Here is a 25221-nt window from a genome sequence, read left to right on the forward strand (position 1 = left end):
GCGATGGACCGGGGACGGAAGAAGCGGGCCGGGCGGGGGATGAGCGCCGGCGCGCGTCGCGGGCGTGGCACCACGGATGGGGTGGATCGGGGGAGAGAGGTTGTTCGCGCGGAGGGTGGCGGCTACCGTTCCGCCACTCACCGCCTTCCACCGACCCCTCTCCGCCCCCTTCCGATGCGCCGCCTGATCCTGCTCGCCGTGTTTCTCGCCGCGTGCGACCTCCCTCCCGATCCACGGAAGGACCCGCCGGACCCCAAGGCCGTGTTCACCCTGGTGTCGGTGGATGGACGGCCGGTGCCGATCCGATGCGACTGGACTTCGGCGCGCTGGGTGCTGGGCGGCAACGGTGCGTGGACGATGCGCGAGCGGTTCGTACTGTGCGACGGCGCGGAGCGCATGCTCGCAGACGGAGGCTGGGTGGGAAAGTACCGATGGGCGGGCGACAGCCTGGTGGTGCGCACCTGGCCGGCGTGGTTCAGCCGCAGCCGGCCGTTCGGCGGCTCCGCGAGGCTGCGCGGCGACACGCTGGTCACCCGCGGGATGTTCACCTCCGCCGAGCTGCGCTGGGTGCGCACCGGCCCGTAGCCGCGGGAGCTCCCGGCTCCAGCCTATCGGCGGTGACGTCCGGCGGGGCGCACATCTCCCCAGCCCTCACTTCCAACCATGGGAGATGAGGGAAGAAACTCAGCGCGCGGAGGAGCTTCGGTGCGACCGGGACGCATCCTGCCCGCCACGGGTGGCCCCCACCCCCGCTGCGCAGGGGAGGGGAGAACTGCAACCAACCTCCGCGCTGAGTTGCAGTTCACCTCTCCTGCTGTCGGGAGAGGTCGAAAAAATGGAGAGTCGAGACGGCTGTTACGTCTCGGCTCTCCATTTTTTCGGGTGAGGGGTCCCGGCTGCGGTGGCGCAGATGTTTGTCACCCCACGTGGTACATCCGCGCCCGCTCGCCGTAGCGGTCCTCCAGCACGCGGCGGAGCTGGGGGTGGCGCTCCAACTCGGGGTCGGCGTCGACGATGCGGCGGGCCTCGATCTGCGCGCGGCCGAGGAGCGACATGTCCTTTTCCAGGTCGGCGAAGCGGAAGTCCGGCAGCCCCGTCTGCCGGGAGCCGAACAGGTCGCCGTAGCCGCGCTGGCGCATGTCGTACTCGGCGATGCGGAAGCCATCCTCCGTCCCCGCGAACATCTTCAGCCGCTCGCGCGCCTCTGCGCCGTTCGCCAGCAGGATGCAGTAGCTCTCCTCCGCGCCGCGCCCGACCCGTCCCCGCAGCTGGTGCAGTTGGCTCAGCCCGAAGCGCTCGGCGTGCTCCACCACCATCACCGTGGCGTTGGGCACGTCGATCCCCACCTCGATCACCGTGGTGGAGACGAGCACGTCCACCTCGCCCGCGGCGAAGGCGCGCATCACCTGGTCCTTCTCGTCCCCGTGCATCTGCCCGTGGATGAGGGCGACGCGGAGGTCGGGGTAGACCTCGGTCTTCAACCGCTCGTATTCCTCGGTGGCGGACTTGAGGTCGACCTTCTCGGACTCCTCCACGAGGGGATAGACGAAGTACGCCTGGCGGCCCTTGGCGACTTCCTCGCGGACGAAGCCGAGCACCTTGGGGCGCGCGGACTCGAAGCGCAGCGCGGTGCGCACCGGGCGGCGGCCGGGCGGGCGCTCGTCGAGCACGGAGACGTCCAGGTCGCCGTACAGCGTCAGCGCCAGCGAGCGGGGGATGGGGGTGGCGCTCATCACCAGCATGTCGGCCTGCGTTCCCATCTCCGCCAGGGCGAGACGCTGCTTCACCCCGAAGCGGTGCTGCTCGTCGACGACGACGAGGCCCAGGCGGTCGAAGGCGACGCTCTCCTGGATCAGCGCGTGCGTGCCCACCGCGATCCCCGCGCCGCCGCTGGCGATGCGGTAGCCGGCCTCGCGCCGCTGCTTCGCGCCCATCCGCCCGGTGAGGAGGGTGACGCCGACGGGGAGGCCGTCCAGCAGCTTCGTGAGCGTGCGCGCGTGCTGCTCGGCCAGGATCTCGGTGGGCGCCATCATCGCCGCCTGGTAGCCGTTCTCCACCGCGCGCAGCATGGCGAAGAGCGCCACCACCGTCTTCCCCGAGCCCACGTCGCCCTGCAGCAGCCGGTTCATCCGCCGGGTCGACGCCATGTCCTCGCCGATCTCCTTCAGCACCTTCTTCTGCGCCTCGGTCAGCGTGAAGGGGAGCTGGCGATGGAAGGGGCGCACGAGGAAGTCCTTGCGCTCGAAGGCGATCCCCTTGCGCTGCGCGACCGTGCGGTGGCGGGTGCGGGCGTGCAGCAGCTGGAGGAAGAAGAGCTCCTCGAACGCCAGCCGCCGGCGCCCCATCTCCGCCTCCTGCAGCGAGGTGGGGCGGTGCACGTGGTCGAGCGCCTTCCACAGCGGCTCGATCTCCAGGCGCTTCATCACGTCGGCGGGGATGGGGTCGTCCTCCTCGCGCACGCGGCGCAGCAGCTCGTCCAGATTGTCGTGGATGAGCTTGCGCACCTGCCGGTAGGTGAGCCCTTCCGTGGCCGGATAGACGGGGAAGATGGCGCCCGATTCCTCGGCCGAGCTGTCTCCCTCGCTGGCGACGACGGTGAACTCGCGCGGCTGCATCTGCCGGCCGTGGAAGAACTTCACCGGGCCGGAAAGGAGGAGGAGGTCGCCCTTGCGGATCACGCGCTCGAGGTACGGCTGCCCGGGCCACGCGCACTCGATCATCCCGGTGTCGTCCCTGATCACCGCCTGGAAGATGCGCAGCCCGCGGCGTGTGGGGAGCACGCCGGCGGAGACGACGCGGCCGATGATGGTTGCGTCGAGCCCCGGCGCCAGCGCGCTGATGCGGGTGATGGTGGACGCGTCCTCGTAGCGGTGCGGCGCGTGGTACAGCACGTCGCGCGCGGTCAGCAGCCCCAGCTTCTGCAGCAGCGGGGCACGGCCCGGCCCCACCCCCTTCAGGAACTGCACGGGGCGGTCGAGCGACGAGATCGCGGGCTGGTGCGTGGTGCTGCCGTACGTCACGGGTTGCGTGGTGATGATGCTGCTGGGCGATTGGTTCCAGGCGCCGCGCGGAGGCCCTCTCCCTGGCGCTTCGCGCCTGTCCCTCCCCCAAAACCGACTGGGGGAGGGACGGGCTCGCTTCGCTCGTGACGCGCGGGGACGAGATGCCCGCGCGACAGGCCTGTCATTCCGAGCGGAGCCGCCGCGCCGTCCTCGCGTCGACGCGGACGCTCGGCGGCTCCCGGGGAATCTATGGACAGTCGCCGCGCGAGGCTCCGCTTCACGCGCGAATGGCCGCTGCCGGTAATGTCGGGATGCTGGGGAAGGATTACAACTGGGGCGGCGAGAGGTTCACGCGGTGGTGAGCGGTTGCCGGCGCGGCCACGGCTGCGTTGTGAAATCCCGGCGCGGATGCCTTAGTAGAGGGAGCCTTGCTGGTGCTGCGCGCCTCACCCCCGGCACGAGAGATCGCAATGAAGCCGACCCGCATCGCCTGCCTGCTCGCCGCTCCAATGCTCCTCGCCGCACCGCGGGGCGATGCCCATCCCGCCGCGGTGCAGCGGCCCGGGACCATCTGTCCGGATCCCGCCCATCCGTGCGGCGGCTTCCAGGCGCACGACCTCACCTTCGTGCCGCCGCGGGACGGCATCCCCCGCGACGAGTTCCGCTCCGAGCCGTTCTACGCCGTGATCCTGCGCAGCGGCGCGCGCTGCTCGATCCCGGAGCGCGAGCGGCTGGCCGTCCAGGCGCTGTTCCCCCGCCGCAAGGTGTTCTCGCACCGCTTCTTCTGCGACGAGATCGTCGAGAACAACATCACCTACACGAACGTGGACGAGAACCTGGCGTTCCTGGCGGTCTATGCCGGGAAGACGCGCGAGGAGGCCGCGGCCTTCCTGCGCTCGGTCAACGCGATGCGCCGCTTCCCCGGCGCGAACTTGCGGAGGATGCAGGCGGTGCTGGTGTACGACTGATATGAGATGGGCGGGGAGAAGGCGGGAGGAAGAATCGTCAGGCGTTCGAGTCGCCGGTGAGGTTGCGGGACATGATCAGGAGATCGTCGCGCGCGTGCCAGCCGATCCGCCGCCAGAACGCCTGCCCCGCTTGGTTGTGGTGATAGACCATCAGGTGGCACTTGGCGATGCCATCGCCGCGGAGGCCGGCGAGGCAGCGCTCCACCAGCGCCGCCCCGATCCCCCGGCGCCGGTGCGACGCGGCGACGGCCAGGTGGTGCAGATACCCCCGTCTCCCGTCGTGGCCGCACAGCACCGCGCCCACCATCCGCCCGTCCTCGCGCGCGACGATGCTGAGGCCGGGGTTGCGGGCCAGGTACCGCGCCAGCTCTCCCGGCTCGTCCGCGCCGCGTAGCCCGACGCCCTCCGACGCGCTCCACAGCGCGAGCGCCTCGGGGATGTCGTCCGCCGTCATCGGCGCGTATCGGGTCATCGCGGACGGGATTCCGGTGGCGGGATGTGGATCACCCGTCGGCGTCGGCCAGATCCTTCGGCCGCGCCAGGTGCTTTCGTGGACGCGGCTCGCGTGCGGCGCGGCCTCAGGATGACATCCTACTGGGCACTGGGCACTGGGCACTGGGAACTCAGCACTCAAGCCCCCAGCACTTCCTCCGCGAACTCCTTCACCTCGAAGGGAAGGAGGTCGTCCATGGTCTCGCCGACGCCGACGAACTTCACGGGGATGTCGAACTCCTCCTTCAGCGCCACCACGATCCCGCCCTTGGCCGTGCCGTCGAGCTTGGTGAGGATGATGCCGGTGAGCGGCAGCGTCTGCTGGAAGGTGCGGATCTGCGCCATACCGTTCTGGCCCACGGTGGCGTCGAGCACGATCAGCGTCTCGTGCGGCGCGCCCTCCAGCTTCTTGCCGATCACGCGGTGCACCTTCTCCAACTCCTTCATCAGGTCGCCCTGCGTGTGCAGCCGGCCGGCGGTGTCGATGATCACCACGTCGGCGCCGGTGGCCTGCGCCTGCTCGATGGCGTCGAACGCCACGGCGGCGGGGTCGCGGCCGGGCTCGGCGTCCACGAAGTCGGCGCCTACGCGGTCGGCCCAGCGCTTGAGCTGCTCGATGGCGCCCGCGCGGAAGGTGTCGCCCGCCGCCAGCAGCACCTTGCGCCCCTGCCGCTGCAGCCGGTGCGCCAGCTTGGCGATGGACGTCGTCTTCCCCACGCCGTTGACCCCGACCACCAGGAAGACGGTGGGGCCCGCGTCGTAGTCGAAGCGCAGCGCCGTGTCGGAGCGGCCGGCGGAGAGGATCTGCGTGATCTCGTCCTTCACCGCGCGCTCGAAGTCCTGCTGCGACCGGGCCACGCCGCGCTGCGCCAGCGTCTCGACCACCTGCACCAGCCGCAGCGTGGCGGGGACGCCGAAGTCGGCGGCGATCAGCGTCTCTTCCAGCCGCTCCAGCGACCCGTCGTCCATCCCCTTGACGAGCACCGACACGTCGGTGAGCGCCACGTCGACGATGCGGTCCCAGAGCGACTTCCTACCTTCTTCCCTGCGGCGAAACAGGCGCGCCATCTTCCAATCCCCAATGCTATTCTGCGGATGCGAAAACGCCCCTCGCGGGGCGGGCGCACAATCTACAACGCACGGTGGCGATGCACACTCTCTTCAGGGTAAGAGCGTCGACATGTCTGGTGCGTACGCTACTTCCGATGTAGCTTCGAGCTCCTGGGAAAGGGGAAGATGAAGAACGAGATCGAGGACTTCGTGGACGAGGGCGAGGAGCTGATCGCCGAGGTACGCGCGGCTCGCCACCGGATCTCCGAGCGCTTCGGACACGATCCGTACAAGCTCGTCGCGTACTACATGGAGCGGCAGAAGGCGCACGCCGAGCGGTTGATTCGCGCGCCGGAAGATGCTCGGACGGCGATATCCGCCGGGTAGAGCGTCAACTCGTGCGTCCTGTAGATCGCCCCCGCCCGGGATGCCCGGGCGGGGGCGATTTCGTGGTCTGCGCGCCGGCCCCTAGCAGCGGGGGAAGAAGGTATCGCAGCCCGTCTGGGTGCACGTGCAGGTGCCGAAGCAGGTGTCGTTCGGCGTCTGGCACTGGGGCTTCGAAACGCCGCAGTCCGGGTAGCCGGTGCACCATTCGGACTCGATGGTGTCGTTGCCGCGCACGGTGCCGACCCGGCCGTGCGCGTCGCCCGTCGCGAACGAATCCACCTTCAGGGTGTCGATCTTCAGCGCCAGCTTGGCCATGAGTTCCTCCGGTGAGGGAAGTGACTGTCACGATCGCGTGGCGGCATCCCGGTCAGCAGTTGGGCGCGATGGTATCGCAGTTCTCGGTGCAGCCGCAGGTGCCGTAGCAGGTGCGGCGGGGCGTCTGGCAGCCGTGCTGCGAGACGCCGCAGTCCGGGTACCCGGTGCACCATTCCGTCTCCACCGTGTCGTTGCCGCGCACGGTGCCGACCCGGCCGTGCGCGTTCCCGGTGTCGAACGAGTCGACGCTCAGGTTGTCCAGTTTTAGTCCCAGCTTCCGCATCGTTGCCTCCTTGTGGGAGAGACGGTCGAAGAGCGTACACGGCTGCAAAGTCGGTGCCGCGCCTAATGCGTCTTCAAGATTACAGATGTATACAGGTTAGGCGACGAAACAGCTGGCGCTCGGAAGATACGGGCAGATGTGGGGTGCCAACGGCGAGGAGGATGGCTAGGGAGCAGTTCCGCGTAGTTCTCCGCGCCCTCCGCGTCTCCGCGTGAGGCCTGTCCGTCTTCGTTCAGCGCGGATGCGTCGGCAACGCGCACACGAGCTCGATCACCAGCCGCTGCCGAGCTTCACCTCGAGGCCGGCGTAGATGGAGCGGCCGGGGCCCGGCTCGTAGTAGCGGCCGCGCGCGGCGTTGATGACGACGGAGGTGTTGTACTCCACGCCGAAGAGGTTGGTGACGCCGACGTTCGGCGACAGGCGGACGCGGCCCAGGCGCAGCTCCGACCATCCGCCGCGCAGGTCCACGGTGGTGTACGCGGGAGATGCGAGCGCGCCGGTGGAATCCGTGTCGGCCACGGGGGTGCGGCTCTCGTGGCGCACGTCCACGCCTGCGAACGGCCCCGCCGCGCGCGACCAGAACACCGTGCCCTCCACCCGGTGCGGCGCGATGCCCGGGACGCGGTTGCCGCTCAGGTCGGTGCCGCCGAGCACGTACGTGCCGAAGCGCGCGTCCGTGTACGTGTACGCCGCGCGGAGCGTGAGCCCGGCCACCGGCTCGACGCCCGCGCTGGCCTCGATGCCGCGGTGCACGGCGCGGCCGGCGTTGCGGTAGAACTGGCGCCCGGGAAAGCCGTCGACCTCGAACGGGATCAGCGCGTCGCGGATGCGGGCGCGGTAGGCGGCCAGCTCGCCCCAGGCCGCGCCGCGGCGCGCGCGGGCGCCCGCCTCGAGGGACGCGGTGCGCTCGGGCCGCAGGTCGGGGTTGAAGCCGCCGGCGCCGCTGGGGCGGTTGGCCAGCTCCGTCGTGGTCGGCGTCTGGAAGGCGGTGGCCACGTTGCCGTAGAACGCCAGCCACGGCGCGGCCTGCACGCTCACGCCGAGCGTCGGGCTCCACGCGCCCAGGGTGCGCGCCCCGGAGTCGTCGGGGTCGCCGGTAGTGACAAGACGGTCGCGCACGGAGAAGCGGAAGCGGTCGTAGCGCACAGCGCCCAGCACCGTCGCCGGCCCCGCGTCGGCAGAGAGGGCGGCGAAGGCGGCGGCGGAGGTCACGCGCTCCACCTGGTCCAACAGGAGTGCGCCGCGCGCGCCCTGCAGGTTCTCGTGGTTCTGGCGGTGGTCGCGCTGCAGCTCCCACTCGCCGCCGAGCGTCCAGTGCACCACGTCGGCGCCGGTCCACAGCGCGCGCGCCCCGCCCGCCGCGCGGTCCAGGTCGATGAAGCGCACGGGGATGGGATTGTCGAGCGAGCGCGCCAGGCCGTAGCCGGTGACCTCGATCGAGCCGGCGCCGAGCGCGTGCTCCCAGGTGAGCCCGAGCTGCCCCTGGTGCCCCTCCTCGCCCGCCTTCTGGGTGACGTTGGTGGCGACGGCGGCGGTGCGGTCCACGCGCAGGAGCGAGTCGGAGAGCGCGCCGGGGTTCTGCGCGTCGTAGTGCACCGCGGTGAAGGCCAGCCGCAGCGCGTCCGCCCCGCGGTGCAGGCCCAGGTTGAGCCCCACCTGCGAGTTGTCCGCCGACTGGTGCTCGCGGTAGCCGCCGTACTTCAGGCGGGTGACGCTCAGGCGGTACGCGGCGGGCCCCGTCGTTCCCCCCGCCCAGCTCTGCAGCCGCAGCAGCCCGTCGGCGCCGGCGCTGGCGCGGTACTCGGAGCCGAGGGGGACGGGCGGCGGCGGGAGCGTGGAGAGGCGGACCACGCCGCCCGACGCGTTGCCGTACAGCGCGCTGGCGGGCCCGCGGATCACCTCCGCGCGGCCGATGGAGCCGACGTCGACGTGGTTGAGCGTGGTCTGCCCGTCCGGCATGGTCGCGGGGAGGCCGTCGACCAGCACGCGCACGCCGCGCACGCCGAACTGCGCCCGCGCGCCCAGCCCGCGCACCGCGATGCGCTCGCCCAGCGCGTAGTTGAAGCGGTTCTCCACCTGCACGCCGGGGATGCCGGCCAGCGGCTCGTTCAGCGCCAGCGCCGGCTTCGCGCGCCGCTGCTCCTCGCCGCCGGCGACCGAGACGGCGAAGGGCGCGCGCAGCGGCGGTACCGGCGTGCGCAGCACGCGAACGGAGAGCGTGTCGATGGCGTAGCGCCGCGCGGTGTCCGCCAACGCGTCCTGCTGCGCCGCGGCGGCGGACGCGCCCGCGGCCGCCAGCGCCAGCGCGGCGGCGATGGAGCGAAGGGTGATGACCGGCATCAGGGATGGACGTCGGGCGTGATCAGGAGACCCGCTCGCGCGCCGGAGCACGCAAAAGCCGCGCGAGCTGGACACCACTGGGGGAGGCTGTCGGGGAGGGGCGAATGAATTCGCTGCAACAACCACACGAAGTCCCCCTGCGGGGACTACGGGCTTCGGCGCTGTCCAAGCCGCGGCGCTCGGTCCCGACAATCGTGCGAAGCCAGTCGCGAGCACCAACATCCCGGACCAACGAGAGCATGTAGTCCGCGAAGGCGGACTTCGTGTGGTTGTTGCCGCGGTGTAACCGTTCAGGGGCCATGCGCGAAAGTTGTGGACTTCGTTCATGTTGGCCACTACATATTGTGGCTCATGAGCATAGTCGAGCAACTCGAGGCCAGCGGCGAGGTACTCTCGCCATCGTTGCGTGCTGCCGTGGAGCAGCAGGAGAGGCTCATCGCCGCCCTGCAGGAGCGCGTGCGGGAGCTGGAGGCGCGCCTGGCGCAGAACTCGACCAACTCGTCGAAGCCACCGTCGTCGGATCCTCCGGGCCTCGTCCGGCCGGGAAAGAAGCCGAAGGGAAGGAGGCGTGGCGGCCAGCCGGGGCACCGGGGCCACCACCGCATGCTTCTCCCACCGGAGCGGGTGGGCGAGGTGGTGCAGCACGCGCCGGAGGCGTGCGAGCACTGCGGGCATTCGCTGGCGGGTGCGGAGGAAGCGCTTCCGGCGCAGGTGCACCAGACGGTGGAGCTTCCGCCGATCCACGCCGAGGTGACGGAGCACCGGCTGAGGTGCCTGCGCTGCCCGAAGTGCTCGGGGCTGACCCGCGCGCCGTTGCCGTCGGGCGGCAAACACTTCGGCCCGCGGCTGACCGCGCTGGCAGGCGTGCTGGCCGGGCATTACCGGATGAGCCGCCGCTCGGTGCAGGACCTGGTGGGCCGGCTGCTGGATGTGCCGGCGCCGTCGCTGGGGAGCACGGAAGCCTGCACGCAGGAGACGAGCGCCGCGCTGGAAGCGGCGTACCGGGTGGTGCAGACCGAGGTGAGGGCGAGCTGGCGGGCAGGCGTCGACGAGACGCCGTGGAAGCTGTGCGGCAGGAAGATGTGGCTGTGGGTGGGCGTGGCCGACCGGGCGACGGCGTTCCACATCGGGCGCAGCCGGGGAAAGGAGGAGCTGAAGGAGTTCCTGGGCGACTTCGCGGGAATCGTCAGCAGCGACCGCTGGTGCTCCTACCAGGCCTGCGCGAAACGGCAGCTCTGCTGGGCGCACCTGATCCGGAACTTCCGGAAGCTCGCGCTGCGGGGCGGCATGGCGGCGGAGTTCGCGGCCGAGGGCGAGAAGATCTGCGACCGGGTCTTCGAGCGCTGGCGAAGCCACCAGGAAGGAACGCTGGCGCGGGACGAGCTGAAACGCGGGATGGCCCGCATCCGGGCGTCCTTCCGGCGTCTGGTCGAAGGCGGCGCGAAATCGATCAACAACCGGGTCGCACGCATGTGCCGCAACCTGCTGAAGCTGTGGGAATCGCTGTGGACCTTCCTCGACGAGCCGGTCGAGCCGACCAACAACGCGGCCGAGCGCGCGCTGCGGAAGGCCGTGCTGTGGCGCAAGAGCAGCTTCGGCAGCCAGAGCGAAGCCGGGCTGCGCTACGCCGAGCGCATCCTCTCGATCAGCGCGACCTGTCAGCAACAAGGAATTCATCCGCTCGACTTTGTAGCTCGCTCCATCGCAGCCCTGCGTGCTGGCACCCCCGCGCCCACGATTCTGCCGACCAACTGAACGGTTACATCGCGGCAACAACCACACGAAGTCCGCCTTCGCGGACTACCGGCTCTGGTGAGGACGCGACAGCGGCGCTCGCAACGAGCATCCATTGCGTGCCCCGAGCGCCGCCGTCTCGTCGGCACCGAAGGCAGTAGTCCCCGAAGGGGGACTTCGTGTGGTTGTTGCTGCGAATTTATTCGCCCCCTTCTTCCCCCCAATTCTTTCCCCTAATCACCCCTCCACCAGCCACACGACGTGGTTGATCTCGGGGGCGATCAACTTCTCCCAGGCCAGCTTGACCGCGGCGGGGGAGCCGGGGAGGGAAAAGACGACGCGGCCGCGATGGACGCCCGCCGTGGCGCGCGAGAGCATGGCCGCGGCGCCGACCTGCTCCCAGCTCAGCATCCGGAACAGTTCGCCGAAGCCGGGGAGCGGCTTCTCGATCATCCGCGACAGCACGTCGTAGGTGGTGTCGCGCGGCGCGATCCCCGTTCCGCCGTTGAAGACAATCACGCGCGCGCCACCCGTCACCATCTCCTCCAGCGCGGCGGCGACCAGGTCCGGCTCGTCGCGGATCACGCGGTAGCCCGCGGCTTCGTGCCCCGCGGCGGCGATGGCGTTGCGGAGCCAGCGCCCGTTCGTGTCCGTCTCCTCCGTCCGCGAGTCGCTGACGGTGACGACGGCGATGGGGACGGGTCCCCGCGCATCCGCCGCGCGGTGATGGCGCTCGCTGCTCTCGCTCGTCATCGCCCCTCCCTCTGCTTTGCGGGACCCCGCCGCCGCGCTACATTCGGTGCAACGAACACCCACCATCGCCGATCGTCACCCCGCCCGCCGCGAATGGCCGCGCGGGCGGAACCGGAGCCCGCGAATGAAGCCGTTCTTCCGCGCCGCCGCAAGATCGCCGTCGCCGCGGGTGCGCCGCGTCCGCGCGTGACTACTCCGGCGGCGGACGGGGAGGCGGCGCCCGCGCGGCGCGGGTTCGACTGGAAGAAGATCGTGCTCGTCGCCGCCATCGCCGCGATCGTGGCCGCCTTCTTCCTGCTGGGCGGGCACGAGTACCTGCGGCTGGAGACGCTGAAGGCCAACCGCGCGCGGCTGCTGGAGTTCACGCACGCGCACTACCCGGCGATGCTGGTCGTCGCGTTCGCCGCGTACGTGGTGCTGACGGCGCTCAGCATCCCCGACGCCATCGTGTTCTCGCTGGCGGTGGGGCTGCTGTTCGGGCGCTGGGCGGGCACCGCGCTGGTGGTGGCCGCGGCGACGACGGGGGCCACGCTGGCGTTCCTGGGCGCGCGCTACCTGTTCGCGGACGCGGCGCGCCGACGGATGGGGCCGCGGCTGCAGCGCATCGCCAAAGGGTTCGAGGAGGACGCGTTCGGCTATCTCCTCTTCCTGCGCCTGGTGCCGCTCTTCCCGTTCTGGCTGGTGAACCTGGTGCCGGCGTTCACCCCCGTCACCACGCGCACCTACGTGGCGGCGACGGCCATCGGCATCATCCCGGGCAGCTTCGTGTTCTGCAACCTGGGCGCGCGGCTGGCCACGATCGAGTCGACGCGCGACCTGTTCGACCGGCAGACGCTGCTGGCGCTGGCGCTGCTGGGCATCACCGCGCTGGTCCCCATCGCCTGGAAGAAGATCCGCAACCGACGGACAGGAGCCACCCGATGAGCCCTGTTGGCAACGATCCCCCTGTTGGCCTCGGCGAGACCCCCGCCGGCTTCGACCCGCCCGCCCCGTCGAACCTGGGCCACACCCTCGCCCTCGTCGCCCTGGTCGTGGGGGCGATCGCGTTCCTGATGGTGATGTTCGCCGGCCCCGGCTACCGGCTGGGGTGGTGGGACGTGGGGACGGCGCTGCGCACGATGTTCAAGTACGGGGCGTACCTCGGCATCGCCGCGGCGGTGCTGGCGATCGTCGCGGCGCTGATGGCGCGGCGCGGGCCGGGCCGCGGCGCGCTGGCGCTGGCCGCGCTGGCGCTGCTGCTGGGGGCGGCGGCGTGGTTCTTCCCGTGGAGCTTCCGCCGGCACGCACGCGCGGTGCCGCCCATCCACGACATCACCACCGACTTCGTGAGCCCGCCCGAGCTCACCTATTCGCGGATGATGCGGGACACCAGCGGCGGCAAGCTGAACGCGTGGCAGTACGAGGGAGATTCGATCGCCGCGCAGCAGCGGAAGGCGTATCCCGACGTCCAGCCGGTGATGCTGTCGATGACCCCCGACGAGGCCTACCGCGCGGTGATGCGCGTGGCCAACGACATGGGGTGGGACGTGGTGGTGAACGATCCGCAGGGGCGGCGGCTGGAGGCGGTGGACGAGACGAAGTGGTTCGGCTTCAAGGACGACGTCTCCATCCGCGTCACCCCCGCGTCGGGGATCGCGCGGGTGGACATCCGCTCGGTCAGCCGCATCGGCCGCAGCGACGTGGGGAAGAACGCCGAGCGCATCCGCGCCTTCATCGCCCGGCTGAAGCAGACGTACCGCGCGCAGGTGGCGGATACAGCGTAAAGACAGTGCCCAGTGCCAAGTGCCCAGTGCCCAGTGCCCAGTGGGTTCGTCCCGCGAGCCGGCACCGGCGCGCGGGACGAGTCTTCTACTGGGCACTGGGCACTGGGCACTGAGAACTGGGCACTTTTCCGACATGCACACGCACTACTACGACGCGCACGACCTGCCGCGGTTCGGCGAGATCGGCAAGGACGCACCGGAGCTGGCGGAGAAGTTCTTCGCCTGGTACAACGCGGTGTTCGCCGAGGGGGCGCTGACGGAGCGGGAGAAGAGCCTGATTGCGCTGGCGGTGGCGCACGCGGTGCAGTGCCCGTACTGCATCGACGCGTACAGCCAGGACTGCCTGACCAAGGGCGCCGACACCGAGCAGATGACGGAGGCCGTGCACGTGGCCGCCGCCATCCGCGGCGGCGCGTCCCTTGTGCACGGCATCCAGATGCGCAACCGCGCCGAGGGGTTGGGGATGTAGGAAAAGAAGTCCTGGGTCCTGAGTCCCAAGTCCTGAGTGCTGTGGACCCGGGGCACTTAGGACTCAGGACCCAGGACTTAGGACTATCAGTTTCGATGCCCGCGACCGCGCACCGCGTCCTCCCGACGCTCCACAAACGCCACGCGCCGCTCGCCTCCGCCGCGGAGCAGCGCGCGATGCTGGCGCGCGTGCCCGTGCGTGGGTTCGGGGAGGCGCTGGCCGGCGCGGGGATGCTGCCGCTGCGGGCCACGGGGATCGAGATCCTGCAGCTGAACGTCGGGCGCAAGTGCAACCAGACGTGCCGCCACTGCCACGTCGACGCCGGCCCCGACCGCACCGAGATGATGCCCGACGCGGTGGTCGACCGCTGCCTGGAGATCATCGAGCAGATCGATATCCCCACCGTCGACATCACGGGCGGCGCGCCGGAGCTGCACCGGCGCTGGCGCGAGATCGTCGTCCGCGCGCGCGCCGCGGGGAAGCACGTGATGGACCGCTGCAACCTCACCATCACCCTCCTCCCCAACTACGCGTACCTGCCGGAGTTCTACGCCGGGCACGGCGTGCACGTGGTCGCCAGCCTCCCGCACTACCGCCAGAAGGGCACCGACACCCAGCGCGGCGAGGGCGTGTTCGACGAGTCCATCACCGCGCTGCGGCGGCTGAACGCGTTGGGCTACGGGAAGCCGGGCACCGGGCTGGTGCTGGACCTGGTGACGAACCCCGTGGGCACCTTTCTCCCGGGGAACCAGAAGGCGCTCGAGGCGGAGTGGAAGCGGCAGCTGCTGCGGCTGTATGGCGTGGAGTTCAACGCGCTGTACGCCCTCACCAACATGCCCATCTCCCGCTTCCTAGAGTTCCTGGAGACGTCGGGCCAGCTCGCCGAGTACATGGAGCGCCTGGTGACGGCCTTCAATCCCGCCGCCGCCGCGGGGGTGATGTGCCGCAACACGCTGTCGGTGGGATGGGATGGAACCCTCTACGACTGCGACTTCAACCAGATGCTGGAGATGCCGGTGCACCCCCGCGCCCCGCGCACCGTCTTCGACTTCGACCTGGAGGGGCTCGCGAGCCGTGAGATCGTGCTGGGCCCGCACTGCTTCGGCTGCACCGCCGGCGCCGGCTCCAGCTGCGGCGGCGCCACGGTGACGTGAATTCAGAAGTCACCGCGAGTCTAGACGAAGTAGGCTAGGATATATTATCTATCTTATTAAGATAAATAATTTCACCCATGAGGATGGCCACATGGCCGAGTTGATTCAGATATTACCGCGTGCGCTCGAAGCGGTCGGGTCGCTCCTTCAGGCCGAGGCCGCACCGGCCGCCGTGGTGGTCGTGGGCGGTGCGACGCTGAACCTGCTGGGTCTCGTCGCGCGGACGACGCAGGACGTAGACGTGATCGCCCGCGCGGAGGTGGAGCGGAGCGGCTCGCCGGTCGTGCTGGTACCGCCCGACCCGCTGCCTGAACCCCTCAACCGCGCCATCGCCCGCGTGGCGCGGGATTTCGGCTTGTCGGCGGACTGGATGAACACGGTCGTGGCGCGCCAGTGGAGCCAGGGGCTGCCGCCGTGGATCGGCGAAGACCTGGAGTGGAGGCGGTACGGCGCGCTGCATGTCGGGCTCGCCGGGCGGCGCACGCTGATCGCGCTGAAGCTCTTCGCGGCGGCGGACCAGACGCTGCGCAGCGTCCATGCGCAGGACCTGGTCGCACTCGCACCGTCGGACGCGGAGCTGGGCGAGGCGGCCGCGTGGGTGCTGACGCAGGACGCATCACCCGTCTTCCCGCGGCTCGTTGCCGAGGTGGTGGAGCATGTCCGCGACGCCCGCCGAGATCGCTAGCCGCGCGCGCGAGGCCGCCGTCGCCGTCGCATGGAGGCAATGGGCGGCGCTCGGTGCACCCGTATCCGGTGGCGCCGTTCAGGCGCGGGCGATCGTCGATCCCGAGGCGCTGGTCCTCCTTTCGTGCGTGCTGCGTGATGGCGAACGCCGCCTCGACGACGTGCTTGCGTGGTGGGCGACGGCGGGGGCGCCGTTGATGAGCGTGCAGCGGATCACCACGCTGCGGAAGCAGTTCCCCGTGTCGGCGCACGGGGGGCTCGCCACCTTCGCGCGCGCGGTGGTGGACGGCGGAGATCTGCGCTGGCACAGACTCGCCGCGCAGGCGGAAGGGGAAGACGAGCTGCTCGTGCGCCGAAAACGTGGCGGCGACGTATCGCTCATCTCCGCGCCGGCGCTGATGCTTCGGTTGCGGTCCGCCTTCGGCGTGGGTGTGAAAGCCGATCTCCTGGCGGTGCTGCTGGGGCTCGGCGGGGCTCCGGAAACGGTTCGGACGCTCGCGACCGCGACCGGCTACACCCTTGCCTCCGTGCGGCGGGCGGCGCAGGAGATGACGGCCGCGCGGATCGCATACCGGACGCTCGGCCGCCCCGTCACCTACGCCGCCGATCCACGGGACTGGGAGATCCTGCTGGGGTTCAGGCCCGGCACCTCGCCGCCCGCGTGGCGTTACTTCGCCCAGGTGTTCGCGTTCGTCGCGGCCACGATCGAATGGTCGGACGCCGCGTCGTCGGTCAGCCCGTACATCGCCGCCTCGACGGCACGCGACGTGTTCGATGCGCATCGCGGCGCGTTCGAGCTCAACCGCATCCGCATCCCCGAGCCGTCCGACTACCGCGGCGAGCAGTACCTCGAAGGCTTCGCGGCAGCCGTGGACGCCCTCGCCTCGTGGCTGGACGAAGCCGGGTAAAGCTCACCCCAGCCCCACCATTCGCTCGCTGATCTCCCACAGGCGCCGCGCGGTCTCGTCGCGGGTGGAGGCGAATAGCGAGACCGCGCGCTCGTCGACGAAATACTTCGCCGTGACAGCCGCCACCTCGGGCGAGGCGGCGAGATGGACGGCGGTGGCGGCGCCCTGCTCGGGGGTGCGCATCCAGCGGCGGAACAGGCGGATGGGCGGGAAGCCGTTCAGCAGCAGGTCGGTGGCCACGACGCCGGGATGGAGCGCGTTCGCGGTGACGCCCGTGCCGGCGGCGCGGCGCGCCAGCTCGCGCGTGAACAGCACGTTGGCGCGCTTGGTGTTGCCGTACTGCCGGAAGCCGCGGTAGCGCCGCCGCCGCATCTCCAGGTCGTCCCAGCGCAGGTCGGCCATCTCGTGCGCGTTGGAGCTGACCGTCACCACGCGCGCGGGGGCGCTCGCGACGAGCCGCGGCAGGAGCAGGTTCGTCAGCAGGAACGGCGCGAGGTGGTTCACCGCCCACTGCATCTCGATCCCGTCGTCGCTCAGCCGGCGGCGGCGCGTGTAGACGGCGGCGTTGTTCACCAGCACGTCGATGCGCGGGAACGCCGCCAGCAGCTCGTCCGCCGCGCGCCGCACGTCGGCCTGCCGCGACAGGTCGGCCAGGACGATGCGCGCGTCGCGGCACCCGGCGTCGCGCTCGATCTCGGCGAGCGCCGCGCGGCCGCGCTCGGGGCTGCGAACGACGAGCGCCACCGTGGCTCCGCGCCGCGCCAGCTCTTTCGCCGTGGCCTTGCCGATGCCGCTGCTGGCGCCCGTCACCACGCAGACGCGCCCGCTCATCTCCCCCACGCAGGGCTCCTCATCTCAGGGCCGGGCAAATCGATCCGGGTGAAGATTCGGTGAGTTTCGCCGGATCAGGTGCCGAGCCGGCGATAGATCCTTCGGCCTGCAAGTTCTTGTGCAGAAGCTGATTACGGTCTGGCGGCCTCAGGATGACGTCCAGCCGGCATCGGAGGAATTCACCTGAGCAACGAAGGCGCAAAGCCGGCGAGTCTACCGTCCGAGTCTGCGGCTTCCACGAATCACGAACACGCTGTTTGCGGCGATCACCAGTGCGAGGGCGATGGCGCTGAGGGCGAGGTGGCGCTCGTCCATCCACCAGAGCGCGGCGGCGGCGATCTGCGAGGCGAGCGCGGCGGCTGGCATCCACACCTCCAGCCGTCGCCGGAGCCGCGCGAGCGGGGCGATGGCGACGAGGACGGCGTAGTAGTACGACGTCAACTGCAGCATCAGGGCGATCCACAGCGTGGACAGCCCCGGCGCCGCCCACGTTCGCCGCGCGCGCCTGACGGCGATCACGAACGGCGCGGCGAGCAGCAGCGCCAGCATCCACGCGACCGGCTGCCGCGAGCGCCAGCGCGCCGAGCGCACGTCCTTCCACGGCTGCACGGGATCGGGAAGGCGCTCGTCGCGCAGGTAGCGCAGGCGCCCGGACGCGGGGCCGTGGCCGATGCCGGAGGTCAGCAGCGGGCGCAGCCCCATCTCGTTGGTGAGCGGCGTCCGCTCGTGCAGGCGGATGTGGCGCACGAACGCGGGGTACGCGCCCGGCCCCGCCGCGGCCGCGCCCGCCGCCAGCATCACCACCGCCGCGGCGAGGCCGCCGGCGGCGGTTCGCAGCATCGCGCGGCGCCGGGGGCGGGCGGTGCGCGGATCGAGCAGCATCACCACCCAGCCGATCGCGAGCAGGGCGGGAAAGACGCGCAGGCACGCGGCGACCGCCAGCGACGCGCCCGCCGCCGCGTGCCGTCCGCGGCGGGACAGGGAGACGGCGAGCACGGAGAGGAAGAACCAGTCCTGCCGCAGGAACGCGCCACCCGTCCAGAAGAACGGCGCGAATGCCTGGCATCCCCAGAACACCGCCGCGAGCGACGCCGTCCGCCAGCCGAACGCCCACGCCAGCGCCGCGAACGCGCCGAGCACCAGCAGCGGATCGAGCAGCGCCAGCGCCACCATCCACCCGCTGCTCGCCGGCCGCAGCCCCGCGACCGCGCCGCCGACGGCCGTCCACGGCGGCGGCGGGTTGTAGCCGTGGTCGCGCTGCATCTGCGCCCAGTGCTGCGCGCCCGCGGCCATGCGGAAGAAGACCACATCGCGCCGGAACGCGTTCCACCGCGCGGGGGTGAATCGCCCCGTGCACGCGCCCGGATCCGCCAGCGCGCCAGCGGCGGGGACGAGCACGTTGCCGCGATCCAGGTCGCGGACCAGGAACCCCGGCGCGCGCACCTCCGCCCGCAGGTCGACTGGCGATCCATCCCGCTGTCGAACAGTGCCGGTCTGGTCGAGCGCGACGGCGGCGCAGCGGTACAGGCCGTCGTAGCCCAACTCGCGGAAGTACTTCGATCCCACCACGTAGTGGAACTGGTCCCACACGTGGAAGAAGCCGCGGTACGCGTACAGCGCCCCCGCGTACCACGCGAGCACCGCCGCCGCGACGAGCGCGATCCCCATGCGCCGCGCCGTCCGCCGCGCGACCGGCCGCCCCGCGCGCCGGCGATGCCGCTCCCACGCGAGCATCGCCAGCGCGCCGGCCGCGATCGCCGCCTTCGCCACGTCCGGCCAGATCGCGCTGCGAAACAACCGCCAGTGCAGCGCGGCCACGATCCCCGCGCACGCCATCACCCCCACGGCGAGGAGCGCCGCGAGCAGTGTATCGCGAGGAGGCGTGGAAGCGGGCCGGGTGAGGTTCAAGGGAGATCGGGAGAGGGGAAGATACGTGGCGCCATCACGATAATCGCAGCGCCGATCCGGCGCGAATGCAGGCGATGTGCACGGATGCGGGCGGCTGCAGTCCCGCAGGGACTTCGTGCTCTTGTTGCTGCGAATTCATTCGCCCGTCGAACCCCCGGCGCGGCTCGCCAGGCGTTCAGCCGATCACCAAAACCCCCGCCCCGACTCCGCCGCCGCGCGAAACATCGTTACATTGGAATGGTTTACATCTTCGGGGCGCCGCGCTAACTGTACGTATACGCCCCGACCCGATCCCCAGCCCATCCCATGCGCGCCGAGCACGTCCCGTCTGCCAGCCCCGGCGAGAGTCCGCCGCCCCCGCAGTCCGCGCCGCGCCGCCCGCGCAGCGTCCGCGCCGTTCCGCGCGTCCCCGACGGGCCGCACGCGATCCCGCGCGCGGTGCGCCCGCGCCCCGTGCCGCGCGGCGCCGACCTGGACAACCCGGCGCTGTACTTCAACCGCGAGCTGGGGCTGCTGGACTTCAACTGGCGCGTGCTCGCGCAAGCGCTGGACACGCGCACGCCGCTGCTGGAGCGCGTGCGCTTCCTGGCCATCGCCTCCAGCAACCTGGACGAGTTCTTCCAGAAGCGCGTGGGCGGCCTCAAGGGCCAGCTCGCGGCCGGCGTGCAAGCGCTTTCGACCGACGGACGCACGCCGGCGGAGCAGCTGGAGCTGATCGGCAACGCCGCGCTGGAGATGCACGCGGCGCTCGGCGACACCTGGGAGCAGGTGCTCAAGCCGCTCCTGCGCACCGAGGCCGACGTCGTGGTCTCGCACTACCACGAGCTCGACACGCCGCAGCGGCGCGCGCTCGACGAGCACTTCCGCGAGCAGATCTACCCCGTCCTCACCCCGCTGGCGGTCGACCCCGGGCACCCGTTTCCCTTCATCTCCAACCTGAGCCTGTCGCTGGCGGTGCTGATGCGCCACGCCGCGCGCAGCACCTATCACTTCGCCCGCATCAAGGTCCCCCCCCAGAACGGGCGCTGGCTCCCCGTTCCCCACAGCGAGCACCGCTTCCACTTCGTCCCCGTGGAGCAGGTGATCCAGGCCAACGTGGGCTCGCTGTTCCGGGGGATGGAGATCGTGAACGTCCACCCCTTCCGCGTCACCCGCAGCGCGGCCGTGGACCGGGGAGACGACGAGGCCGAGGACCTGCTGGCGCTGATCAGCGAGGAACTGCGCGAGCGCCGCTTCGCCCCGGTCGTGCGCCTGGAGGTGGACCGGGCGATGCCGCGCGAGGTGCGGCAGCTGCTGGTGCGCGAGCTGGAGCTGGAGGAGCAGGACGTGTACGAGGCGGGCGGGCTGATCGCCCACGCGGACTGCGCCGTGCTCGCCGAGCTCGACGTCCCCGCGCACAAGTACGAGCCGTGGGAGCCCGTCGTCCCCGAGCCGCTGCAGCACGAGGGCGAGACCGAGGAGGAACGCAACATCTTCTCCATCCTCCGCCGCGGCGACGTCCTCGTCCATCACCCGTACGACTCCTTCCCGGCCAGCGTACAGCGGCTGCTGGAGGAGGCGGCGGTCGACCCGCGCGTGGTGGCCATCAAGCAGACGCTCTACCGCACCGGCGGCGAGGCCAGCCCCATCGTGAAGGCGCTGATCCGCGCCGCCGAGCTGGGGAAGCAGGTGGCGGTGCTGATCGAGGTGACCGCGCGCTTCGACGAGGAGAACAACATCCGCGGCGCGGAGATGCTGGAAGACGCCGGGGTGCACGTGACCTACGGCCTGGTGGGGCTGAAGACGCACAGCAAGGTCGCGCTGATCGTGCGCGACGAGGGCGGGCCGCCGCGCACCTACTGCCACATCGGCACCGGCAACTACCACGCGCGCACGTCGCGGATGTACAGCGACCTGGGGCTGCTGACCTGCCACGACGAGATCGGCGACGACCTGGTGAACCTGTTCCACTTCCTCACCGGGTACGCGCCCGACCAGCAGTACACGCGGCTGCTCGTGGCCCCGCGCGACATGCGGCGGGTGTTCGAGGAGCGTATCGAGCGCGAGGTGCAGCACCAGCGGCGGTACGCGAACGGCCGCATCATCGCCAAGATGAACGCGCTCGACGACCCCGGCATTATCCGCGAGCTGTACCGCGCCTCGCGCGAGGGGGTGAAGATCGATCTCATCGTGCGCGGGCACAGCCGTCTCCGCCCGGGGCTGGCGGGGTACAGCGAGAACATCCGCGTGGTGAGCCTGGTGGGCCGCTTCCTGGAGCACGACCGCGTCTTCCACTTCGCCAACAACGGCGACCCCGAGGTGTTCATCGGCAGCGCGGACTGGCGCGAGCGCAACCTGAACGAGCGGGTGGAGACGATCGTCCCCGTGCTGGACCCCGCGCTGAAGGAGCGGCTGCTGCGCCTGCTGGACGCCGCGCTGGCCGACAACCGCCTGTCGTGGGAGCTGCAGCCCGACGGCCACTGGCGCCCGCGCACACCGGGTCCGGACGAGCCGGAGATCAACTACCACGACCTGCTGATGCGCGACGCGCTCGAGCGCAGCCGCCAGCGCGCCCGCCCCTGGGAGGTGATGCTGTAACGACTTCGGTCAAGGGAAGGGAATCACACGGAGGGAACGGAGGGAACGGAGGAACAGCGGCAGTCCTCCGTTCCCTCCGTTTCCTCCGTGTGAGACTTGCTGTTTCTGACCCGCACCGGGCGTGAGGCTTGCGAGCCACCGCGGTCGATCACGGACACGACGACCCTGGACAGGCGCGGACGATGGAGAAGCGGCGGATCGGATCGCTCGAGGTGTCGGTGGTGGGGCTGGGATGCAACAACTTCGGGCGGAGAGTCGACGCGGCGGGGACGGCGGCGGTGGTCGACGCGGCGCTGGACGCAGGGGTGAATTTCCTCGACACGGCCGACATCTACGGCAGCGGCCAGAGCGAGGAGTACCTTGGCCGCGCGCTGCAGGGCCGGCGCGAGCAGGTGGTGCTGGCGACGAAGTTCGGGATGAAGATGGACGAACAGCGCCACGGCGCCCGTCCCGATTACATCCGCCACGCCGTGGAGGACAGCCTGCGGCGGCTGCGCACGGACCGCATCGACCTCTACCAGCTGCACACGCCAGACGAGACGGTGCCCATCGCCGACACGCTGGCCGCGCTGGACGAGCTGGTGCGCGCCGGCAAGGTGCGCGAGATCGGCTGCTCCAACTTCTCCGCTGCGCAGCTGCACGAGGCGGCAGATGCGGTGCGACCGGGCGCGGCGCGGTTCGCCAGCGTGCAGAACGAGTACAGCCTGCTGCACCGCGAGCCGGAGGACGGCGTGCTGGACGCGTGCGAGCGGCTGGGGATCGCCTTCATCCCCTATTACCCGCTGGCCAGCGGGCTGCTGACGGGGAAGTACCGCCGGGGCGAACCAGTCCCCCAGGGCGCCAGGCTCTCCGACGAGCGCGTCGCCGACCGGAGATCGGACGAGAAGCTCCAACTCGTGGAGAGGTTGATCGCGTTCGCCGAGGCGCGGGGGCACACGCTCCTGGAGCTGGCGTTCTCGTGGCTCCTAGCGCGCCGCGCCGTCGCCTCCGTCATCGCCGGCGCGACGAAGCCGGAGCAGGTGCGCAGCAACGCCGCCGCGGCCGGGTGGACGCTGACGGAGGACGAGCTCGCCGAGGTGGACCGCATTCTCGGGTGATCCATCAACAGAAGAGCTCCACGCAGAGTCAGCAGAGTCAGCAGTTGAACAGCGGTTTTCTGCTGACTCTGCTAACTCTGCGTGAGACATTCTCCTTCTTTATCGCGTTGCCTGTGCTGATTTCTTAGCGTACCTTGCGCGCTTCGTCCGCCGATCTCCCCAATCCCTTCGCTCCCCCGAGCCCGAATGACTCGTTCGACCCAAACGCGCGCCGCGTCGATGCTGCTGGCCGCCGCGCTGGCGGTGGTGCCCGCGCTGGCCGGCGCGCAGCAGAAGCAGCGCTTCGCCAGCCTGCAGGAGGCGCTGGCCGCCACGGGCGCGCTGTCCGGCCGCAACGGCCCGCGCAGCGTCAACTGGATCGACGAAGGGAGCCGGTTCAGCTACCTGGACCGCGACGCGCAGGGGAAGGACGTGATCAAGGCGTACGACCCCGCAACCGGCGCGGAAAGCACCCTCTTCTCCGCGCAGGGGATGACCTTCCCCGGGTCGCAGACGCCGTTCGAGTACGAGAGCTTCCAGTGGGCGCAGGACTCGAAGCACCTGGTCTTCCAGTCCAACTTCCAGCCCATCTACCGCCGCTCGGGGACGGCGGACTACTACATCTACTCGCTGGCCGACCGGTCGCTGCAGCTGGCCACGCGCGGCGCACGCACGGCCGAGCTCTCGCCCGACGGGTCGATGCTGGGCTTCGAGCGCGGCGGCGACATGTACGTGACGGACCTGGCCACGCACACCGAGCGCCGGTTGACGAATGACGCCACGCTGCACGTGTTCAACGGGCACTTCGACTGGGTCTACGAGGAGGAGTTCGGCCTCGCGCAGGCGTGGAAGTGGTCGCCCGACAGCCGCAGGATCGCGTTCTGGCAGGTGGACGAGAGCGCCGAGCCCATCTACATGCTGAGCGACCTCTCCGGGCTGCATCCCAGCTACGACAGCATCCCCTATCCCAAGGTCGGCGATCCCAATCCGAAGGTGCGCATCGGCGTGGTGGACGCGCGTAGCGGGCGGAAGACCTGGCTCGACACCGGCCTCACCGGCGACTTCTACATCCCCCGGATCTACTGGACCAGCCGGCCCGACACCATCGCCGTGCTGACGCTGAGCCGCGCGCACAACGAGCTGCGCGTGTTCTTCTTCGACGTGAACACCGGCGGGCGGCGGCAGGTGATGATGCAGCGGTCGGACGCGTGGATCGACCTGTACGACTTCTACGCGGGGATCGACGACATGATGACCTTCCCGGCCGGGATGCACGAGTTCTTCTGGATCTCGGACCAGGACGGGTGGCAGCACGTGTACCGCTACGACTACTCGGGGCGGCTGGTGAACCAGGTGACGAAGGGGAACTTCACCGTCACCCGCGTGGAGGGGATCGACCCGCGCACGCAGACCATCTACTACTCGTCCACGCAGGACTCGCCGCTGCAGCGCCAGATGTACGCGGTGAGGTTCGACGGCAGCGGGACGCGGAAGATCACCTCCGCGCCGGGGACGCACCACTTCGACATGTCGCCCAGCACCGCCTACTTCATCGACCGCTGGACGAGCGTGCGGCAGCCCAAGCAGGTGGAGCTGTGGTCGCCGCAGCGCGGGAAGCTGCGGACGATGGAGGCCAATCCGCAGGTGACGCAGTGGCTGGCCACGCACGAGTACTCGCCCGCCGAGCCGTTCTCGTTCACCACCGCCGACGGGGTGCGGATCGACGCATCGATGATCAAGCCGGTGCCCTTCGACCCCACGAAGAAGTATCCCGTGGTCTTCGACATCTACGGCGGGCCGGGGTCGCAGCAGGTGTACGACCAGTTCGCCACCGACGGCTACGACCAGTGGCTGGCCCAGCACGGCTACATCGTCATCGGCGTGAACAACCGCGCGACCAACAACTACGGCGCGGCGTTCATGAAGACGGTCTACAAGCACCTGGGGCGGTGGGAGGCGCACGACTTCGCGGAGACGGCGAAGCATCTCGCGACGCTGCCGTACGTGGACGCGCGGCGGGTGGGGATCATCGGCACCAGCTACGGCGGCTACGCGGTGCTGATGGCGATGGAGCTCTACCCCGAGCTCTTCCCCGTGGGCGTGGCGAACAGCGCCGTGGCCGACTGGCGCTTCTACGACTCGATCTACACCGAGCGCTACATGGGGCTGCTGAGCGAGAATCTGGAGGGCTACAAGGAGAGCTCGCCGCTGGAGAACGCCGCGAAGATGCGCGGGCACCTGCTGCTGATCCACTCGCTGCTGGACGACAACGTGCATCCGCAGAACACCATGCAGCTGCTGACGGCGTTCACCGCGCTGGGGAAGGACGTGGACCTGCGCATCTATCCGCCCGGCCACCACGGCGCGGCGTACGACTTCAACAGCTACCGCCTGATCAGCCAGGTGACGGACGAGTGGCTGGGCCGCTGGCTGCAGGGTGCGACCCCGCCGGCGATCGCGGCGCGGTAAACAGCGGGGGCGCTTCGCGCCGGGCCCTCATCCCCCCCGGCCCCCCTTCTCCCGATAA

The 25221-nt window shown here is 70.4% G+C and carries 22 protein-coding genes; 13 read left to right on the forward strand and 9 right to left on the reverse strand.

Translation table 11 applies throughout. The features are described from left to right. Positions 1 to 174 precede the first annotated feature (174 nt). On the forward strand, positions 175 to 585 hold the full coding sequence (locus VF092_15865) for a hypothetical protein (GenBank protein HEX6748774.1): 411 nt from the start codon (positions 175 to 177) through the stop codon (positions 583 to 585). 332 nt (positions 586 to 917) lie between these two features. On the opposite strand, the gene recG is transcribed toward VF092_15865, so the two are convergent. Further along, positions 918 to 3020, reverse strand: a complete 2103-nt coding sequence (recG, locus tag VF092_15870) for an ATP-dependent DNA helicase RecG (GenBank protein HEX6748775.1) — start codon at positions 3018 to 3020, stop codon at positions 918 to 920. 452 nt (positions 3021 to 3472) lie between these two features. On the opposite strand from recG, the gene VF092_15875 reads away from it, so the two are divergent. Continuing rightward, the gene (locus VF092_15875; GenBank protein HEX6748776.1) at positions 3473 to 3970 is read left to right on the forward strand and encodes a hypothetical protein; all 498 of its coding nucleotides are present in this window, start codon (positions 3473 to 3475) and stop codon (positions 3968 to 3970) included. A 37-nt stretch (positions 3971 to 4007) separates the two neighbouring features. On the opposite strand, the gene VF092_15880 is transcribed toward VF092_15875, so the two are convergent. Then, entirely contained in the window at positions 4008 to 4442 is a 435-nt protein-coding gene (locus VF092_15880) for a GNAT family N-acetyltransferase (GenBank protein ID HEX6748777.1), read from the reverse strand. Between the two features lie 158 nt (positions 4443 to 4600). Further along, the gene (gene ftsY, locus VF092_15885; protein ID HEX6748778.1) at positions 4601 to 5530 is read right to left on the reverse strand and encodes a signal recognition particle-docking protein FtsY; all 930 of its coding nucleotides are present in this window, start codon (positions 5528 to 5530) and stop codon (positions 4601 to 4603) included. A gap of 168 nt (positions 5531 to 5698) precedes the next feature. Between ftsY and VF092_15890 the strand changes: the two genes are divergently transcribed. Then, entirely contained in the window at positions 5699 to 5899 is a 201-nt protein-coding gene (locus tag VF092_15890) for a hypothetical protein (GenBank protein HEX6748779.1), read from the forward strand. Positions 5900 to 5980: 81 nt separating this feature from the next. Here VF092_15890 and VF092_15895 read toward each other — a convergent pair whose 3' ends face one another. The 3 genes from VF092_15895 to VF092_15905 all read right to left on the reverse strand — a co-directional run bounded on the left by VF092_15895 (position 5981) and on the right by VF092_15905 (position 8837). Continuing rightward, entirely contained in the window at positions 5981 to 6214 is a 234-nt protein-coding gene (locus VF092_15895; GenBank protein HEX6748780.1) for a hypothetical protein, read from the reverse strand. A gap of 52 nt (positions 6215 to 6266) precedes the next feature. Then, the gene (locus tag VF092_15900) at positions 6267 to 6497 is read right to left on the reverse strand and encodes a hypothetical protein (GenBank protein ID HEX6748781.1); all 231 of its coding nucleotides are present in this window, start codon (positions 6495 to 6497) and stop codon (positions 6267 to 6269) included. 270 nt (positions 6498 to 6767) lie between these two features. Next, on the reverse strand, positions 6768 to 8837 hold the full coding sequence (locus tag VF092_15905; GenBank protein HEX6748782.1) for a TonB-dependent receptor: 2070 nt from the start codon (positions 8835 to 8837) through the stop codon (positions 6768 to 6770). 351 nt (positions 8838 to 9188) lie between these two features. On the opposite strand from VF092_15905, the gene VF092_15910 reads away from it, so the two are divergent. After that, positions 9189 to 10592 carry an IS66 family transposase gene (locus VF092_15910; GenBank protein HEX6748783.1) on the forward strand — a complete coding sequence of 468 codons (1404 nt, stop codon included), beginning with the start codon at positions 9189 to 9191 and terminating at the stop codon, positions 10590 to 10592. 216 nt (positions 10593 to 10808) lie between these two features. Here VF092_15910 and VF092_15915 read toward each other — a convergent pair whose 3' ends face one another. Beyond that, positions 10809 to 11324 (reverse strand): molybdenum cofactor biosynthesis protein B, encoded by a 516-nt coding sequence (locus tag VF092_15915; GenBank protein ID HEX6748784.1) that lies wholly within the window; start codon positions 11322 to 11324, stop codon positions 10809 to 10811. Between the two features lie 93 nt (positions 11325 to 11417). On the opposite strand from VF092_15915, the gene VF092_15920 reads away from it, so the two are divergent. From VF092_15920 to VF092_15945, 6 genes are all read left to right on the forward strand, one after another. Beyond that, a complete protein-coding gene (locus VF092_15920; protein HEX6748785.1) occupies positions 11418 to 12248 on the forward strand; it encodes a TVP38/TMEM64 family protein in 831 nt (276 codons plus the stop codon). Continuing rightward, positions 12245 to 13087, forward strand: coding sequence for a DUF1499 domain-containing protein (locus VF092_15925; protein HEX6748786.1), 843 nt, complete (start codon positions 12245 to 12247; stop codon positions 13085 to 13087). The genes VF092_15920 and VF092_15925 overlap by 4 nt, the downstream gene beginning before the upstream one ends. Positions 13088 to 13220: 133 nt before the next feature. After that, the gene (locus VF092_15930) at positions 13221 to 13556 is read left to right on the forward strand and encodes an arsenosugar biosynthesis-associated peroxidase-like protein (GenBank protein HEX6748787.1); all 336 of its coding nucleotides are present in this window, start codon (positions 13221 to 13223) and stop codon (positions 13554 to 13556) included. Positions 13557 to 13651: 95 nt separating this feature from the next. After that, complete coding sequence (arsS, locus tag VF092_15935; protein ID HEX6748788.1) at positions 13652 to 14710, forward strand: arsenosugar biosynthesis radical SAM (seleno)protein ArsS; 1059 nt, start codon at positions 13652 to 13654, stop codon at positions 14708 to 14710. 91 nt (positions 14711 to 14801) lie between these two features. Next, complete coding sequence (locus VF092_15940; GenBank protein HEX6748789.1) at positions 14802 to 15395, forward strand: hypothetical protein; 594 nt, start codon at positions 14802 to 14804, stop codon at positions 15393 to 15395. After that, entirely contained in the window at positions 15367 to 16302 is a 936-nt protein-coding gene (locus VF092_15945; GenBank protein HEX6748790.1) for a hypothetical protein, read from the forward strand. The genes VF092_15940 and VF092_15945 overlap by 29 nt, the downstream gene beginning before the upstream one ends. 3 nt (positions 16303 to 16305) lie before the next feature. Here the strand turns inward: VF092_15945 and VF092_15950 are convergent, their stop codons facing one another. Together VF092_15950 and VF092_15955 are read right to left on the reverse strand one after the other, a co-directional pair. Continuing rightward, positions 16306 to 17133, reverse strand: a complete 828-nt coding sequence (locus VF092_15950; GenBank protein HEX6748791.1) for an SDR family oxidoreductase — start codon at positions 17131 to 17133, stop codon at positions 16306 to 16308. Between the two features lie 213 nt (positions 17134 to 17346). Further along, positions 17347 to 19041: a hypothetical protein gene (locus tag VF092_15955; GenBank protein ID HEX6748792.1), complete on the reverse strand. Its 1695-nt coding sequence runs from the start codon at positions 19039 to 19041 to the stop codon at positions 17347 to 17349. A 306-nt stretch (positions 19042 to 19347) separates the two neighbouring features. Between VF092_15955 and ppk1 the strand changes: the two genes are divergently transcribed. The 3 genes from ppk1 to VF092_15970 all read left to right on the forward strand — a co-directional run bounded on the left by ppk1 (position 19348) and on the right by VF092_15970 (position 25163). Beyond that, positions 19348 to 21618 (forward strand): polyphosphate kinase 1, encoded by a 2271-nt coding sequence (gene ppk1 / locus VF092_15960; protein HEX6748793.1) that lies wholly within the window; start codon positions 19348 to 19350, stop codon positions 21616 to 21618. Positions 21619 to 21800: 182 nt separating this feature from the next. Then, positions 21801 to 22715: an aldo/keto reductase gene (locus VF092_15965; GenBank protein HEX6748794.1), complete on the forward strand. Its 915-nt coding sequence runs from the start codon at positions 21801 to 21803 to the stop codon at positions 22713 to 22715. A 186-nt stretch (positions 22716 to 22901) separates the two neighbouring features. Continuing rightward, the gene (locus VF092_15970; GenBank protein ID HEX6748795.1) at positions 22902 to 25163 is read left to right on the forward strand and encodes a S9 family peptidase; all 2262 of its coding nucleotides are present in this window, start codon (positions 22902 to 22904) and stop codon (positions 25161 to 25163) included. Positions 25164 to 25221: the final 58 nt, after the last annotated feature.

The organism is Longimicrobium sp. (assembly GCA_036377595.1).
In the GTDB taxonomy this organism is placed as follows: Bacteria; Gemmatimonadota; Gemmatimonadetes; order Longimicrobiales; family Longimicrobiaceae; genus Longimicrobium.